The 14,362-nt window shown below is 68.3% G+C and carries 14 protein-coding genes; 8 read left to right on the top strand and 6 right to left on the bottom strand.

From position 1 onward, the window contains the following. The first annotated feature begins 203 nt into the window (after nucleotides 1-203). On the top strand, nucleotides 204-926 hold the full coding sequence (locus ACFORO_RS16430; protein WP_354751246.1) for a VIT1/CCC1 transporter family protein: 723 nt from the start codon (nucleotides 204-206) through the stop codon (nucleotides 924-926). Here the strand turns inward: ACFORO_RS16430 and ACFORO_RS16425 are convergent. Further along, entirely contained in the window at nucleotides 923-2,380 is a 1,458-nt protein-coding gene (locus ACFORO_RS16425) for a peptide MFS transporter (RefSeq protein ID WP_377867906.1), read from the bottom strand. The two genes, ACFORO_RS16430 and ACFORO_RS16425, sit on opposite strands and share 4 nt — an antisense overlap. A 288-nt stretch (nucleotides 2,381-2,668) precedes the next feature. On the opposite strand from ACFORO_RS16425, the gene nhaA reads away from it, so the two are divergent. The 3 genes from nhaA to ACFORO_RS16410 are packed head-to-tail and all read left to right on the top strand — an operon-like array spanning nucleotide 2,669 to nucleotide 5,347. Further along, the gene (gene nhaA / locus ACFORO_RS16420; RefSeq protein WP_377867907.1) at nucleotides 2,669-3,853 is read left to right on the top strand and encodes a Na+/H+ antiporter NhaA; all 1,185 of its coding nucleotides are present in this window, start codon (nucleotides 2,669-2,671) and stop codon (nucleotides 3,851-3,853) included. 59 nt (nucleotides 3,854-3,912) lie between these two features. After that, the gene (locus ACFORO_RS16415) at nucleotides 3,913-4,410 is read left to right on the top strand and encodes a phage holin family protein (protein ID WP_377867908.1); all 498 of its coding nucleotides are present in this window, start codon (nucleotides 3,913-3,915) and stop codon (nucleotides 4,408-4,410) included. Nucleotides 4,411-4,429: 19 nt separating this feature from the next. After that, nucleotides 4,430-5,347, top strand: coding sequence for an alpha/beta fold hydrolase (locus ACFORO_RS16410; protein ID WP_377868082.1), 918 nt, complete (start codon nucleotides 4,430-4,432; stop codon nucleotides 5,345-5,347). Between the two features lie 277 nt (nucleotides 5,348-5,624). Here ACFORO_RS16410 and ACFORO_RS16405 read toward each other — a convergent pair whose 3' ends face one another. Genes ACFORO_RS16405 through nth form a run of 4 tightly spaced genes read right to left on the bottom strand, consistent with a single transcriptional unit; the run spans nucleotide 5,625 to nucleotide 8,809 of the window. Further along, complete coding sequence (locus ACFORO_RS16405; RefSeq protein WP_377867909.1) at nucleotides 5,625-6,809, bottom strand: MarP family serine protease; 1,185 nt, start codon at nucleotides 6,807-6,809, stop codon at nucleotides 5,625-5,627. Between the two features lie 7 nt (nucleotides 6,810-6,816). Beyond that, the gene (locus tag ACFORO_RS16400) at nucleotides 6,817-7,530 is read right to left on the bottom strand and encodes an NUDIX hydrolase (protein ID WP_354747450.1); all 714 of its coding nucleotides are present in this window, start codon (nucleotides 7,528-7,530) and stop codon (nucleotides 6,817-6,819) included. Further along, nucleotides 7,527-8,129 (bottom strand): TlpA family protein disulfide reductase, encoded by a 603-nt coding sequence (locus tag ACFORO_RS16395; RefSeq protein ID WP_377867910.1) that lies wholly within the window; start codon nucleotides 8,127-8,129, stop codon nucleotides 7,527-7,529. The genes ACFORO_RS16400 and ACFORO_RS16395 overlap by 4 nt, the downstream gene beginning before the upstream one ends. Beyond that, complete coding sequence (nth, locus tag ACFORO_RS16390) at nucleotides 8,126-8,809, bottom strand: endonuclease III (RefSeq protein WP_354747572.1); 684 nt, start codon at nucleotides 8,807-8,809, stop codon at nucleotides 8,126-8,128. Before nth ends, ACFORO_RS16395 begins: the two co-directional genes overlap by 4 nt. Nucleotides 8,810-9,046: 237 nt before the next feature. On the opposite strand from nth, the gene ACFORO_RS16385 reads away from it, so the two are divergent. After that, entirely contained in the window at nucleotides 9,047-9,298 is a 252-nt protein-coding gene (locus ACFORO_RS16385; protein ID WP_037369289.1) for a hypothetical protein, read from the top strand. A gap of 159 nt (nucleotides 9,299-9,457) precedes the next feature. Beyond that, the gene (locus ACFORO_RS16380; protein WP_009084463.1) at nucleotides 9,458-10,132 is read left to right on the top strand and encodes a Crp/Fnr family transcriptional regulator; all 675 of its coding nucleotides are present in this window, start codon (nucleotides 9,458-9,460) and stop codon (nucleotides 10,130-10,132) included. A gap of 411 nt (nucleotides 10,133-10,543) precedes the next feature. Here ACFORO_RS16380 and ACFORO_RS16375 read toward each other — a convergent pair whose 3' ends face one another. Further along, nucleotides 10,544-11,701, bottom strand: a complete 1,158-nt coding sequence (locus ACFORO_RS16375; RefSeq protein ID WP_377867911.1) for a glycosyltransferase — start codon at nucleotides 11,699-11,701, stop codon at nucleotides 10,544-10,546. A gap of 92 nt (nucleotides 11,702-11,793) precedes the next feature. Here ACFORO_RS16375 and ACFORO_RS16370 point away from each other — a divergent pair, with 92 nt between their 5' ends. Next, the gene (locus ACFORO_RS16370) at nucleotides 11,794-13,053 is read left to right on the top strand and encodes an MFS transporter (RefSeq protein WP_377867912.1); all 1,260 of its coding nucleotides are present in this window, start codon (nucleotides 11,794-11,796) and stop codon (nucleotides 13,051-13,053) included. A gap of 212 nt (nucleotides 13,054-13,265) precedes the next feature. Beyond that, nucleotides 13,266-14,243, top strand: a complete 978-nt coding sequence (locus tag ACFORO_RS16365; protein ID WP_377867913.1) for a DNA polymerase III subunit beta — start codon at nucleotides 13,266-13,268, stop codon at nucleotides 14,241-14,243. Nucleotides 14,244-14,362: the final 119 nt, after the last annotated feature.

Here is a 14,362-nt window from a genome sequence, read left to right as displayed (position 1 = left end):
GGACCCGGGCGTTCGTCGTTTCAAGCCCACGAAGGTCCGTGAGGGGAACCCTGAGGGAATCTGATTCCCTCAGGGTTCCCCTCACGGACCTTCGCCGGAGCTGGTCAGGCAAGGCACAATTCATTGAGGATTGCCTTTCTTAACCGCATTCCAGCAGCAGGGAAAATGTCGCGCGGAAACAATTTCCGTGATTCACTGAAGCGGTGACCGAAACGATGGGCGACGCGGTGCACGCGCACGAACCGCACGAGGACCTCGGCGGCAAGCTGAACTGGCTGCGCGCCGGGGTTCTCGGCGCGAACGACGGGATCGTGTCCGTCGCGGGCATCGTCGTGGGAGTCGCCGGAGCCACCGCCGACAGCACCACGATCCTCACCGCCGGAATTGCCGGGCTCGTCGCGGGCGCGTTTTCCATGGCGGGCGGGGAATACGTGAGCGTGAGCACCCAGCGCGACACCGAACGCGCGCTGCTGCGGCTCGAGAAGCACGAACTGAAAACGATGCCGGAGGCCGAGGAACGCGAACTCGCGCAGATCTACGAGGACAAGGGCCTCTCGCCGGAGCTGGCGAAGCAGGTCGCGCGGGAGCTGACCGACAAGGACCCGCTGCAGGCGCACGCGGAAGCCGAACTCGGCATCGACCCGGACAACCTGACCAGCCCCTGGCAGGCGGCGTGGGCGTCGCTGCTGGCGTTCTCCGTCGGCGCGCTGCTGCCGTTGCTGGCGATCGCCTGGACGTCGGTCAGCGTCCGCGTCTGGGCGTGCGCGCTGGCGGTGGTCGTCGGCCTCACGCTCACCGGTTTCGTGAGCGCGAGGCTCGGCAACGCGCAGGTGGGGCGCGCGATCGCGCGCAACGTCGGCGTCGGCGCCCTCACCATGCTCGTCACTTACTTCATCGGGGTGCTTTTCGGCACCACAGTTGGCTAGTGCACACCCTTCATCAGCTTGCGGATGAACGGAATCAGCGCGAGCAGCACCACGCCGACCACGATCGCCGTGCCGCCGATGATGCTGAAGTACGGCACCTCGTCCTTCGGGTCGTAGGACTGCGCGAGCTTGCCCGACATCGCCGTGCCCAGTGACACCGACAGGAAGTTCAGCGCCACCATCTGCGTGCGGAACACCTTCGGCGCGAGCTTCGTCGCCAGCGAAAGCCCGACCGGCGACAGCATCAGCTCGGCGATGGTGAACACCAGCAGGATGCCGGCCAGCGCGATCAGCGGGCTGCCGTTCGCGCCGGTGTGCGCCATCGGCAGGAACAGCAGGAACGCCGCGCCCATCAGGACCGTGCCGAGCACGAACTTCATCGGCGTCGACGGCTGCTTCGGCCCGAGCTTCGTCCAGATCGCCGCGACCACCGGGGCGAACACGATGATGAAGACCGGGTTGATCGAGTTCACCCACGACACCGGCATCGTCCAGCCGAACAGGTCGCGGTCGAGCCGCTGGTCGCTGTAGACCGAGACAACCGTCGCCTGCTGCTGGTACAGCGAGAAGAACGCGGCGCTCGCGATGTACATCGGGATGAACGACAGCACCCGGCTGCGCTCCTCCGAGGTGATCTTCTTGCTGGTCAGGATCGCGACGAAGTACACCACCGAGATCGCGACGACCACGTAGACCACGACGTCGGCGAGATTGTCCGGAGTGACCACGCCGGACATGATCAGCGCGGCGATCGCGGCGATGATCACCACAGCGACGCCGATCACGAGCGTGCGCTGCGTCGAGGGCAGCGGATTCGGCACCTCGGACGCCTTCGCGCCGAGGTTCTTCCGCCCGATCGTGTACTGGATCAGGCCGAGCGCCATGCCGATCGCGGCGAGGCCGAAGCCGAGGTGGAATCCGCCGTTCTGCTGGGCGAGCCCGGTCAGCAGCGGGCCGATGAACCCGCCGAGGTTGATGCCCATGTAGAAGATCGTGAACCCGGCGTCGCGCCGTTGGTCGCCCTCGGCGTACAGCGTGCCGACCACGGAAGTCGCGTTGCCTTTGAGCCCGCCGGACCCGAGCGCCACGCACGCGAGACCCACGCCGACGCCGGTCAGTCCGGGCAGCACGGCCAGTGCGATGTGCCCGATCATCACCACGATGGCGCTGTAGAACAGCGTGCGTTCGGAGCCGAGCAGCCGGTCGGCGATCCACGCGCCGACGACCGTGGCGAGGTAGACCGTGCCGCCGTACGCGCCGACGATGCCGAGCGCGGCGCTCCGGTCGATCCCCAGGCCGCCCTTGTCGACCTGGTAATAGAGGTAGATGGCGAGGATGCCCTGCATCCCGTAGAAGGAGAAGCGCTCCCACATCTCCACGCCGAAGAGGTTCGCCAACCCCCGCGGGTGCCCGAAAAATCTGGTATCGGCCTGGGCGTCGATCGGGGTGCTCACTACTGCCTCGTCCCTGTTTTCAACATCATTGTCGTTCTCTCCTCGCATGCTAGAAGGCGAACAGGTGAACGAAAAACCGGCGTCAGTATGGACTAGACAACTTGGCCGACGCGACCGGCTGACCTGCGTTTGCGCCCAGCGCCGCCGGATGCGAGCGTCATCGGGCAGGGCGCGGGTTGCCGTTCGTCACAACGGCCGGTAATCGGCGACTGCGGACGGTAAACTGGACATCGGTGTGCCGGGAAGTCTGGTCGGCGGGAGAGCCGTCGTCCCCACAAGGAGTTTTTCGTGACCCCAGCCCGCGCCGTCGCCGAATTCGCCCGTTTCCTCCGCACGGAAACCACTGGCGGACTCATCCTGCTCGGAGCCACCGCGGTCGCGCTGGTCTGGGCCAACTCCCCGCTCGCACCGGCTTACGAGGCGCTGCGCGACTTCCGGATCGGCCCGGAGTTCCTGCACCTCAATCTCTCCGTCGGAGACTGGGCGAAGGACGGCCTGCTCGCGCTGTTCTTCTTCGTCGCCGGGCTTGAGCTCAAACGAGAACTGGTGGTCGGCGAGCTGTCCCGGTGGCGGCAAGCCGTGTTGCCGGTGATCGCCGCGGTCGGCGGGATGGTCGTGCCCGCGGTGCTCGCGCTCTCGGTCGCCTGGGGCACGCCGGGCGTCGACCGCGCGTGGGCGATCCCGGTGGCCACGGACATCGCGTTCGCGCTCGGCGTGCTCGCGCTGACCGCCTCCAACCTGCCCAGCAGCGCGCGGGTGTTCCTGCTTTCCCTTGCCGTGGTGGACGACCTGGGCGCGATTCTCGTCATCGCGATCCTCTTCACCAGCAGTTTCAACCTGCTCGCGGCGGTGGTCGCGGTGGTCGCGCTCGGGCTTTACGCCTTCCTGCAGCACAAACGCGTCCGCTCGCCGTGGCTGTACGTCCCGCTCGCGCTGATCACCTGGGTCGCGGTGCACTCGGCGGGCATCCACGCGACGATCGCCGGCGTCGCGCTCGGGCTGCTCACCCGCGTCCGCGAGGACGAGGGCGAGGAGGAAGCACCCGCGGTCCGGCTCGAACACCGCCTGCAGCCCTGGTCGGCGGCGGTCGCGGTGCCGGTGTTCGCCTTGTTCGCCGCGGGAATCTCGGTGAACGGCGAGGCGCTGTCGACGGTCTTCACCACCGCATTGCCGCTGGCTGTCCTCATCGGACTGGTCGTCGGCAAGTTCGTCGGCATCTTCGGGGCAAGCCTGCTGGCAGTGAAGCTGCGCGTGGCGGAGAAGCCCAGCGGAATGAGCTGGCGAGACGTGGCGGCGCTGTCGGTGCTCGGCGGCGTCGGGTTCACCGTCAGCCTGCTGATCGCCGAACTCGCCCTGCCCGCGGAAACGGCCGAAGTGGCCAAGGCGGCGGTCTTGATCGCCTCGGCGATCGCCTCGCTGACGGCCGCCGTACTGCTTTTGCGGCGCAGCCGAGTACACGCGAAGGCGGCTTGATCCCGACACTCCCGCCGGTCCGTCGCGCCTCTGGTACGGCCACGTGGCACGATGACCCAGTGAGCAGCCCCAAACACGAGCGCACCAGCCCCGACGGCGTGGGGGCCGTGCCGTACCTGCCCCTGTCCAGCGACGAGGAAGCCGCGGCGAACGAGCAGTCCATCGGCAAGCTCGTCGGCGACGCAACCCAGCACCTGTCGACGCTGGTCCGCGCGGAAATCGAGCTGGCGAAAGCCGAACTGGCGCAGGAAGCGAAGAAGGCGCTCAAGGGGACGGTCTTCTTCCTGATCGCCCTCACCGTCTTTCTGTACAGCACCTTCTTCCTGTTCCTGCTGATCGCCGAGGGCCTGTCGGACTGGTGGGGCATCCGCTGGCCCGCGTTCGCGACGGTGTTCGGCCTGATGCTGGTCACCGTGGGCGCGACCGCGTTCCTCGGCTGGCGCAAGGTGAAGAAGCTGCGCGCGCCGGAGCGCACCATCAGCACCGTCAAGGAGACGGCTGAGGCGTTCAAGCGCAAGCCCGCCGAAGACGACGACCTGCCTTCGACGCAGGGCTGACGCCAGCCCTCGCGCGGTGGTGGAGCTGACGCCGGACCCGTCGAGCGTGCGGGTCGACGGCCCGTGGACGCATCGCGACGTCTCGGCCAACGGCATCCGCCTGCACGTAGCCGAATGCGGCGAGGGCCCATTAGTGCTGCTCCTGCACGGCTTCGCCGGCTTCTGGTGGACCTGGCGCCACCAACTGCCGGCACTGGCCGACGCCGGTTTCCGCGCCGTAGCGGTAGATCTGCGCGGCTACGGCGACTCGGATAAACCCCCACGCGGCTACGACGCCTGGACCCTGGCCGGCGACGTCGGCGGCCTGATCAAGGCCCTAGGCGCCCGCCGGGCACACCTGGTCGGCCACGCCTGGGGCGGCATGCTCGCCTGGACAGTCGCCGCACTGCACCCGCGTCTCGTGTCCTCGGTGACCGCCATCGGCGCCGCGCATCCCCTCGCGTTCAAGTCGGCGGTTAAGCGCACCAGCAGCCAAATCCGCGCAGTCGGCCACCTCTTCCGCTTCCAGGTACCGATGGCCCCGGAAAAATGGCTGGTCCGCGACAACGCGGCAGCCGTAGAAGAACTCTTCGCCAAATGGTCCGGCGAGACTTGGCGGTCCTCTTCGGACTTCACCGAGACGATGCCCGCGTTCCGCCAAGCCATGCTGGTCCCAGGCGTCGCCCACTCCGCCCTGGAGTACTACCGCTGGGCCTTCCGCGCCCAATTCCGCGGCGAAGGCAGACGCTTCACCGACGCCGTAGACGGCCGCATCGCCGCCCCAGTACTGCAACTACACGGCGCGGACGACACCTGCATCCTCCCGGAAACCGCCCTGGCGTCAGTCCACTGGGCAGGCCCGCACAGCGAACCCAAAATCTGGCCGGACATCGGCCACTTCCCCCACCTGGAAGACCCAACCCGGGTAACGAAATCCGTAGTGGACTTCATCCGCTGACCCACCAGTCAGACGTCCGTGAGGGCCACCTTCAGGGACTCAGAGTCCCTCAGGGTTCCCCTCACGACCCCACCAACCAACCGCCGCCGATGCACCCAACGATCGAGGCACCCAGCCCCTCCCCCAACCCCGATACGAAGCCTCTCTGCGGTTCGGGGGTGCTTGTCAAGGCATCTTTCCCGCCTTGACAAGCACCCCCGAACCGTCAGCACAATCAACCTTCGGGGTGCCCCACGCAACCAACGAGCGGCAATGTCGCCGCCAGGCGACGAGCCCGTCAATTAGCACAAGCCCCAGTCCCCACCCGAGCAGTCTGCGACGGAGCAGCATCAACCTCACTACGCACCTGATCCGCAGTCAACGTAAACCCAGTATCCGGATCCTCAACCGCAGCCCCAAAAACCACCCCGATGACATCCCCGTCAGGAGTAATCATCGGCCCTCCAGAGTTCCCGCTCCGCACAGTCCCGCGAACAGTGAACACATCCCGCTGCACAGTATTAGCGTCGTAAATATCCGGCCCGCGCAAATTAATCCGCCCCCGAACCCGAGCCGGAGTAGCCGTATAAGGCCCATCCAACGGATACCCCAGCACCACCGCATTGTCCCCAGCCTTCGCAGTCTGTGGAGCGAACGGCAACACCGGAGCCTTCAACCCAGGCACCGCCAACACGGCGACATCAACCTCAGGATTGAAATAAACAACCCGAGCCCGGTAATCCCCCGAAGTCGACTCAATCCCGACCTCGTCAGTCCCCGCCACCACATGCGCGTTAGTCATAACCCGCTGCGGCGCAACCACAAACCCGCTGCCCTCAAGCGCCCGAGAACAAGACGGCGCATTCCCCCGAATCTTCACCACACTCGGATGCACCCGCTTAGCCACCGCGGACACATTGAGCGAAGTGTCCGGCGGCGGCGTATCCGCGGAAGGAGCCTTCTCGAACGGCGACAACGCAGACGGAAACCCGGAAGCATCCAGCAACTTCCGCAAATCGCTGGGAAGCCCCTGCGCCTCAGCAGGCATCAGGTCATTGACCTCGCCCAGCACCACCGAGGAGTTGATCGACTTAGCCAGCCCAGGAATCGCCGACACGGTAGTCAGCGGATTCGCCACCAGCCAAGCAACCACGAACACCGCGGCCGCCTGCAAGATCGCGCCGAGCGTCTTGTCGATGCCGGAGAGCTTGTCCGGGTTGATCTTCTGCCGCAGCTTCCGCCCAGCCCACACACCGAGCGTCTCGCCGAGCACGATCAGGAACACGACCACCGCGAACGCGAAAGCCACCTTCGCGACCGGGCTGGTGAAGAGGCTGATCACGAACGGCGCCAGCTTCACCCCGGCCACCGCGCCCAGTGCGACGCCCACGAGCGCGGGCAACGCGACGATCACGCCCTGGAACGCGCCGGAAACCGCCGCCATGACCGCGAGCAGCAGGACGACGACATCGACCCAGTTCACCGCGCCGTCACTCCTCGCCAGTGCCGTCCCGGACCGCCGACCGGCCCTGATGTTCGGCCCACGCTACGTCAAGCTCGCGCACATCGCCGGTGTCCCACGCCCGTTCCCAGCCGCCGAGCGACAGCAGCACGGACAGCAGACCAGCGGTGAAACCCCACACGAACAGGCCGTCAACCGTGAACGCCGGCCCCCGCCACGACGCGTCGCCGCGACGCACGGTGAACCGATTCGCCGGGTCCGCGAGGTCGGCCAGCGAAACCCGCGCGACCGCCGCTGTCTCGGCCGGATCGACCGCCCGCACCGGCGACGGCGTGTGCCAGTGCGCCAGCACCGGCGTGACCGCGAACTTCGACACCGGCACGAACAGCTCCGGCAGCACCGCGACCGGCAGGATCCCCGACGGGTCGACGCCGGTCTCCTCCTCGGCCTCGCGCAGCGCCGTGCCGACCGGGCCGTCGTCGCCGTTCTCCGCGCCGCCGCCGGGGAACGAAACCTGCCCGGCGTGCGAGCCGAGCGTGTCCGCGCGGCGCTGCAGCAGGACGTCCGGACCGTCTCCGCCAGGCCGTTCGCCGAACAGGATCAGCACCGCGGCGGCGCGGGTGAGCAGGTCTTCCGGCGGGCTGAACCGGGTGAACGTGCGGCTGTCGACCTCGGCGGACACCTTCACCAGCGGCCGCAGCCACTCCGGCACGGCTTCGGGTTCGACGAGCGGTCCGGTCATGAGTAGTCCTTCACAGCAGCGCGCACCTGGTCAGTGTTGTCGAACAACCGCGGGTTCGCGATGAACCGGACCTGGCCGTCCGCGGTGACCAGGTACGACGCGGGCAACGACGAGGGCGCCTTGAGCGCGGTGCGGATGGGACCGGTCTGGCCGTCGCCGTCATAGAGCGACGGAAGATGCACACCGAGTCGCGTGAACAAGCCCAGCCCGTCCGCGGCCGGGCTCGCGACCTGCACGCCAACGACGCGCACCGCACCCGGCTCGGCGGCGTACCGCTGCAGCACCGGCAATTCCGTGCGGCACGGCTGGCACCACGACGCCCAGACGTTGACCAGCACCGGACCGCCGCCGAGAACCTTGCCGACGTCCACCCGGGAACCGTCTCCGAGGCAGTCCGCCTCGATCCCGGACAGCTGGCCGACCTCCTTCGCCGCGGCGGGCGGGCAAGCCTCGAGCTTCGCCGACCCTCGCGCGGCCGTGAGGTCGCCGGACGCGGGTGGCGCGGAGGTCGCGTCGCCGCCGCGAAGCGTCAGCACCGCGACCAGCGCGGCCACCGCCAGCACCGCGACCCCGAGCGCCCATTTGGTGACTGCGGTCACCCGCGCGCCGCCAGCTCGAGGATGTGGTCCTTTTCCGGGCCTTTGACCAGCTTCGCGGCCACTTCGAACTCAGTGGGCCCGGCGCCGAACGACGGGCAGTCCTTGCGCAGCGGACACGCGCCGCAGGCCGGTTTCCGCGCGTGGCACACGCGGCGGCCGTGGAAAATCACGCGGTGGGACAGCATCGTCCACTCTTTCCGCGGGATCAGCTCGCCGACCGCGTGTTCGACCTTGACCGGGTCCTCTTCAGCGGTCCAGCCCCAGCGCCGCACGAGGCGGCCGAAGTGAGTGTCCACTGTGATTCCAGGCACGTCGAAAGCGTTGCCGAGCACGACATTCGCGGTCTTGCGGCCGACGCCGGGCAGCGTGACGAGGTCGTCCAGTTTCTTCGGCACCTCGCCGTCGTAGCGCTCCACGAGCGCCGCGCCGAGACCCAGCAGCGAATTCGCTTTCGCCCGGAAAAACCCGGTCGTGCGCAGGTATTCCTCGAGTTCGGAACGCTCGGCTCCGGCGTAATCGGCGGCGGTGCGGTACTTCGCGAACAACGCGGGCGTGACCAGGTTCACCCGCACGTCCGTGGTCTGCGCCGACAACACCACCGCGACCAGCAGTTCCAGCGGATTCGTGAAGTCCAGCTCCGCCTTCGCGTCCGGATAAACCTCGTCGAGGCAACGTTTCATCCGCCGGGCGCGTCTCACGAGGGCGAGCCGGCTTTCTTCGCGGTCCGCGCGGGGCCCGTTCGGGACAACAGGGGGCACCCCGATAGCCTACGGGCGAGTCGGACGAGCCGGTCGGGAGCATCCGCCGGTGGACGGCCGAACCGCCAGAGCACCACCTCTGCGGGCCGCGCGTCCGCCCTGAGCGAGGATCTGGAGATCCATGACCGAGTGCGTCACCGACAACAGCGGAGCTGTGGCATGACCGTGTGGTTCGTGATCTTGGTCCCGCTGGTGATCATGTTCTTCGCGTTGTTCATGGAGCGGGTCGAGAGCAGGCTCAAGCACGTCGCGGTCCAGGAGAACGAGGTCGAGGAGTTCCTGGAGCAGGCTCAGCCCAACGAGGTCAGGGCCCTGTACGGGCACGGGATCGGCCGCGCGCTCGAGCTGTTCCGGCTTCGCCGGCTCGGCGGACGGGCAGCCAGGCTACGCGCGCGCAAGGTGCGGAGTTAGGCTGCTCAGTCGGACGTGATCGTTCCAGGCAGCCGCGCCGGGCGCGGCGAGCCGACGAGCGATCTGCCCGACACGCCCTAGACTGACGCGAAAGTGATCGGCGACACTGCCTTCGGCATGCGAAGGAAGTGATCGTTTCTCGACGAGGAGGCACCCGAGGTGGACGAAACCCTGGCCCGTGCGGGCATTTTCCAGGGTGTGGAGCCGGCAGCGGCGGAGGCGCTGGCCCAGACCTTGGAATCCGTGGAGTTCCCCCGCGGCCATGTCATCTTCAACGAGGGCGAGCCGGGCGACCGGCTGTACATCATCCAGTCCGGCAAGGTGAAGATCGGCCGCAAGTCCCCGGACGGCCGCGAGAACCTGCTGTGGATCGCCGGTCCGTCCGACATGTTCGGCGAACTGTCCATCTTCGACCCCGGCCCGCGCACGTCCGGCGCCACGACGGTCACCGAGGTCCGCGCGGTCACCATGGACCGCCCGGCGCTGCGGCAGTGGATCGCCACCCGCCCGGAGATCGCCGAGCAGCTGCTGCGCGTGGTCGCGCGCCGCCTGCGCCGCACGAACAACATGGTCGCGGAACTGATCTTCACCGACGTCCCCGGCCGCGTGGCCCGTGCGCTGCTGCAGCTGGCGCAGCGCTTCGGCAGCCAGGAGGCCGGCCTGCTGCGGGTCACGCACGACCTGACGCAGGAAGAGATCGCCCAGTACGTCGGCGCGTCCCGCGAGACCGTCAACAAGGCGCTGGCCGACTTCGCCCACCGCGGCTGGCTGCGGCTCGAGGGCAAGAGCGTCCTGATCCTGGACCCGGAGCGGCTCGCTCGCCGCGCCCGCTGATCTTCCCCCGAGTGGGTTAATCCGCACGGGTTTTTCGAAGGCCACCTCCTACCGGGGGTGGCCTTCGTGCATCTATCCCCCACAAGAGCGGCATTCCGCCGCGGGCCCGTGTCGCCGCCGGTTTCCGCGCGTGCGGCCAGGAAAATGACAAGAAGCCGGGCGCCACCCCCGACGTGGCGCACCGGCTCCTCGCCTGCGCACGGATCATCCCCCGACGACCCGCGCTCCCCGCCCTCCGGACCAGGCCCCGACCCATATGCCGGAGGGAGCTGGGTGCTGCAGTGCTGTCCAGCCCGCAATGGGCTGTCGTTCAACCATCACGGCCAAAACTCACGAATTCAAGGCCATTCACCCTCAAGGACGCCAAGACCGCGTCTTCGTTGCACTAGTTCACGAAGAATCCAGCTGCTGTTACCGGATCGAGACCTCTAGTTCGCGCAATCGAGCAACCATCGCCGCCGGAGCGGGTTGCCCGGCGATCTGAGCGGCGAGGGACTCGGCGGACACCCGGTACTTTTGCTCGCCGAGCACCGTCTGGACCGCGTCGAGAATCCCGTCGCCGGAGTCGGCCACGATCCCCGCCTCAGCCGCCCGCACCTGCGCGGCGACTTCGAAATGATCAGCCGCCAGCGGCGAAACCACCAGCGGCACGCCGTGCGCGAGCGCGCCGAGAACGGTCGCCGAACCGCCGTGGCAGACCACCGCGTCGACCGCGGGCAGCAGTTGGGTCTGCGGCACGAATTGCTCGATCCGCACGTGGTCGGGTTGCTCCCCGAACCGGCCGACGTCGCCGTCGCGGCCGATTGTCGCCACGACGTTCACCGGCTCGTCGCGAAGCGCGGCCACCATCCCTTCCAGCACGCCGGGCCGTGCGTTGTGGGTGGTGCCGAGGGTGACGTAGACGGTTCGGTCGTACGGCAGCCTGTCGAGCACCGCCGGGCGCGGACCAGGCGTCGGGACCACGTCGGCGGGCAGGAGCGGCCAGCGCGTCGGGTACTCCCACGGGACGTCGGCCGGGCTCAGCCCCTCGGGCCAGAAGTCCAGGTACGGCACGGTGTCGCGCGGCGGCAACCCGTCGAGGCCTCGCTGGCGGACCAGGCCGTTGGCGACTTCCCAGGCTCGCTCCATCGTCGCGGCGGACTTCGGCGGGCCGATCGCGTGCATCGCGTACGGGACGCCGACCAGGCACGCGGCCATCACAGCCGCGCGTTCGGCGAGGTTCGCGATGATGAAATCGGGCCGCCAGTCGCGGACGAACTCGACCATGTCGTCGAGCCGTGCGGCCGCGCCGAGGCCGACCATGTACTCGGCGACCAGGTGGGAGAGCCGTTCGGCCGCGGTCATCCCGGCCATCTCCTCGCGGGCCCGCTGCCACATCGCGGCCGCGGCGGCAGGATCGCTCGGCCGTCCTACGGAGACGGCCTGCAGCCCAGTGTTTTCCAGGTACCGCATGGCTTCCGGACCGGTCACGAACGCGACCTCGTCCCCGGCTTTCCGTGCCGCCTGGGCGAGCGGCAGCATCGGCGCGATATGGCTGTATCCAGCCCCGGAGGAGAACATCAGCCGCATCGCGCGAGCGTAGCGACTGACCCGATCGGGCGTGACCAAGACGACCAGAAAATAACTGGTACCTCCGTACCAATTTCGCCATACTAGTACGCGTGTCCCAGTCTGCCCATTCCGAAGGCCGCACCACGCTCGCCGACTACCGTGCCGCGCTGACCGCCCCTGGCTCGCGCGGCCCGGTGGTCGCGTCGATCCTGGCCCGGCTCCCGATCGCGATGATCGGCATTTCCGCACTGCTGTACGTGCAGCGTGAAACCGGTTCGTTCGCCGCGGCCGGGCTGGTATCGGCGAGTTCGCTCGCCGGGGTCTCGGTGGGCGCGGTCGTCCAGGGCAGGCTGATCGACCGGTTCGGGCCGAGCCGTCCGCTGCTGATCGTCGCCGCCGTGTTCGCGCTGTCGATGGCGTCGCTCGCGATCGCGATCGAGGCGCACCTGCCGACGTTCGCGCTGATCCCGCTGGCCGCCGCGACCGGGCTTTCGGAACCGATGGTCGGCTCCGCGTCGCGGGCGCTGTGGACGAAAATCCTGCCTGAAGGGCCGGCCCGCAACGCCGCGCTGTCGTACGAGGCGATCAGCATGGAGGTCTTCTTCATTCTCGGCCCCGGCATCGCGGGCCTGCTGATCACCGCGCCGTGGGCGGGCACCGGCATGGTCGTCGGCTCGATCACGATGGTCACCGGCGCGGTGCTGTTCGCACTGAACCCGACCGTGCGCGCGTGGGGTCCGGCCCCGAAGGCCAAGACGCCGCTGCTCGGCGCACTGGCCAGCCCCGGCATGCGGACGCTTGCGTTGGCAGCGCTCGGTTTCGGCATGGTGATCGGGTTCGTGGAGGTCGCTGTTCCCGCCGCCGCAACGGAATCCGGCCACCCCTCGCTGAGCGGTTTGCTGCTGTCGGCGTGGTCGCTGAGCTCCGTGGCGTTCGGCGTGGCCTACAGCCTGCACCCGTGGCCGCGCCGCCTCGGCCTGCGCCTGCCGATTTTGCTGGGCGGATTCGGCGCTTTCGTCGCGCTGCTTGCCCTTCCGTCGAGCCTGTGGGCACTGGCGCTGCTGATGCTCCTGGCCGGCGCGATGATCACGCCCCAGTCGACGACCCACTCCGCGGCGATCGAGGTCGTCGCTCCGCGCGGCACTGCGGCCGAAGCGTTCGGGTGGGTCCTCACGGCGGTCACGCTGGGTCTCGCGGCCGGGCAGTCGGTGAGTGGCTATCTGGTCGAGCATTCCGGGACGGCTGCGGCTTTCTTGGCCGCCGGGGTGGCTGGGGTCGCGTTGGCCGGGGTGGTGTGGCTGCTGCGCGGGACCGTGCGGGCTGCTTCGCCCGCGGTTGCCGACACTGCACTCGTTGGGGCTGCGGGCTAGGCGTTTCACCCACCGTCCGTGCCCGCGCATATCGACGTGTTTCCGCAGCTCAACAGCCTTGACTCACGTTTTTGTCGGTGGTCGCCGTTACGTTGCGTGGCATGGATCTCACTTCTTTCGTACGGCCGCTAGCGGCCGTCGTGACCGCCGCTAGCCGACTCCTCTCGAGGCAAGCCCGCCTGCGCTTGCGGGCGAACGCTGACGGTCTCGTCGTGTCCGGCAACGACCGCGACCTGGCCGTCCAGCTGTCCTGCCCGGCGACGACGCATCTCGACGGCGAAGTCGTAGTGCCAGCCGCGCCTTTCGCCGAAACGGTCCGCATGCTGGACGTCGACCAGGTCCGGCTCGCCGTCGAAGGAACCCGCCTCGCGATCCGAACGGACAATGCCCGCTTCGCCTTGCCTCTCCTGGACCGCGACCTACTGCACGATCCAGCGCCGCCACCCTTACTGTCCAAAGTAGACGGTATTGCCCTAGGCGCTGCTTTACGCACCGTCGCAGGCACCGCCGCGAAAGACGACCCGCTCCCGGTCTTCACCGGCGTACGAGTGCAATCCATCGGCGACGAACTCTGCCTGACAGCCTCAGACCGCTACCGAATGGCCGTAGCCCGTCTGCCGCTGCAGGAGGTCCGAGAACCCATCGACGTGTTGGTCCCAGCCACCTTGCTGACCGAAGCCGCCCGCCACAGCGCCGGTGCGATGGGACTGCACGCCGACACCGGCCACTTCGCCCTGAGCTGGCCCGGCGGCATCGTGACGACGGCAGTCCTGGACGCAGGCTTCCTGTCCGCAGACGCAATCCCGTCCGATGCGGTCGACACAGAAGTCGAGGTAGGCGCCGACGAGCTAGCCGCCGCCATCCGCCGAGTCGGCGTCTACTCCGAAGACCGCCGCGTCCTGACCCTGGAAGTCGGCGACGCACACCTCCGCCTGGCCAGCGCTAGGCAAGACACCGGCGAGGCAGAGGAACACCTGAAGGCAAACGTTTGCGGCGGCCGGACCTCGCCGTCCTTCCAGGCCCGGTACCTCCTGGACGCACTAGCCCCCGTTCACCGGAGGACGAGTGCGACTGGCGATCCAGCCAGGGCTGCGAGCGTGCGTCCTGACTCCGGCCGACGAGGACGGACGGGAGGTGGGATTGAAGTACTACCTGATGCCGATGCTGCCTCGGTGACCGGCGCTCACTGACTCCAGTGCTCGCCGACTCCGGCGCTCGCCGAGGCCAGGTTCGCGCGGACGGCCGATTCGCACCAGGAGGGATGCGCTCCGGAATCGTCGCGGTCCGACCGCACGGTCTCGGACCCCGC

The organism is Amycolatopsis halotolerans (assembly GCF_042647905.1).
Lineage (GTDB): Bacteria > Actinomycetota > Actinomycetes > Mycobacteriales > Pseudonocardiaceae > Amycolatopsis > Amycolatopsis halotolerans.
The sequence above is the reverse complement of the archived record's forward strand: the minus strand, read 5'-3'. Positions and strand labels throughout refer to the sequence as shown.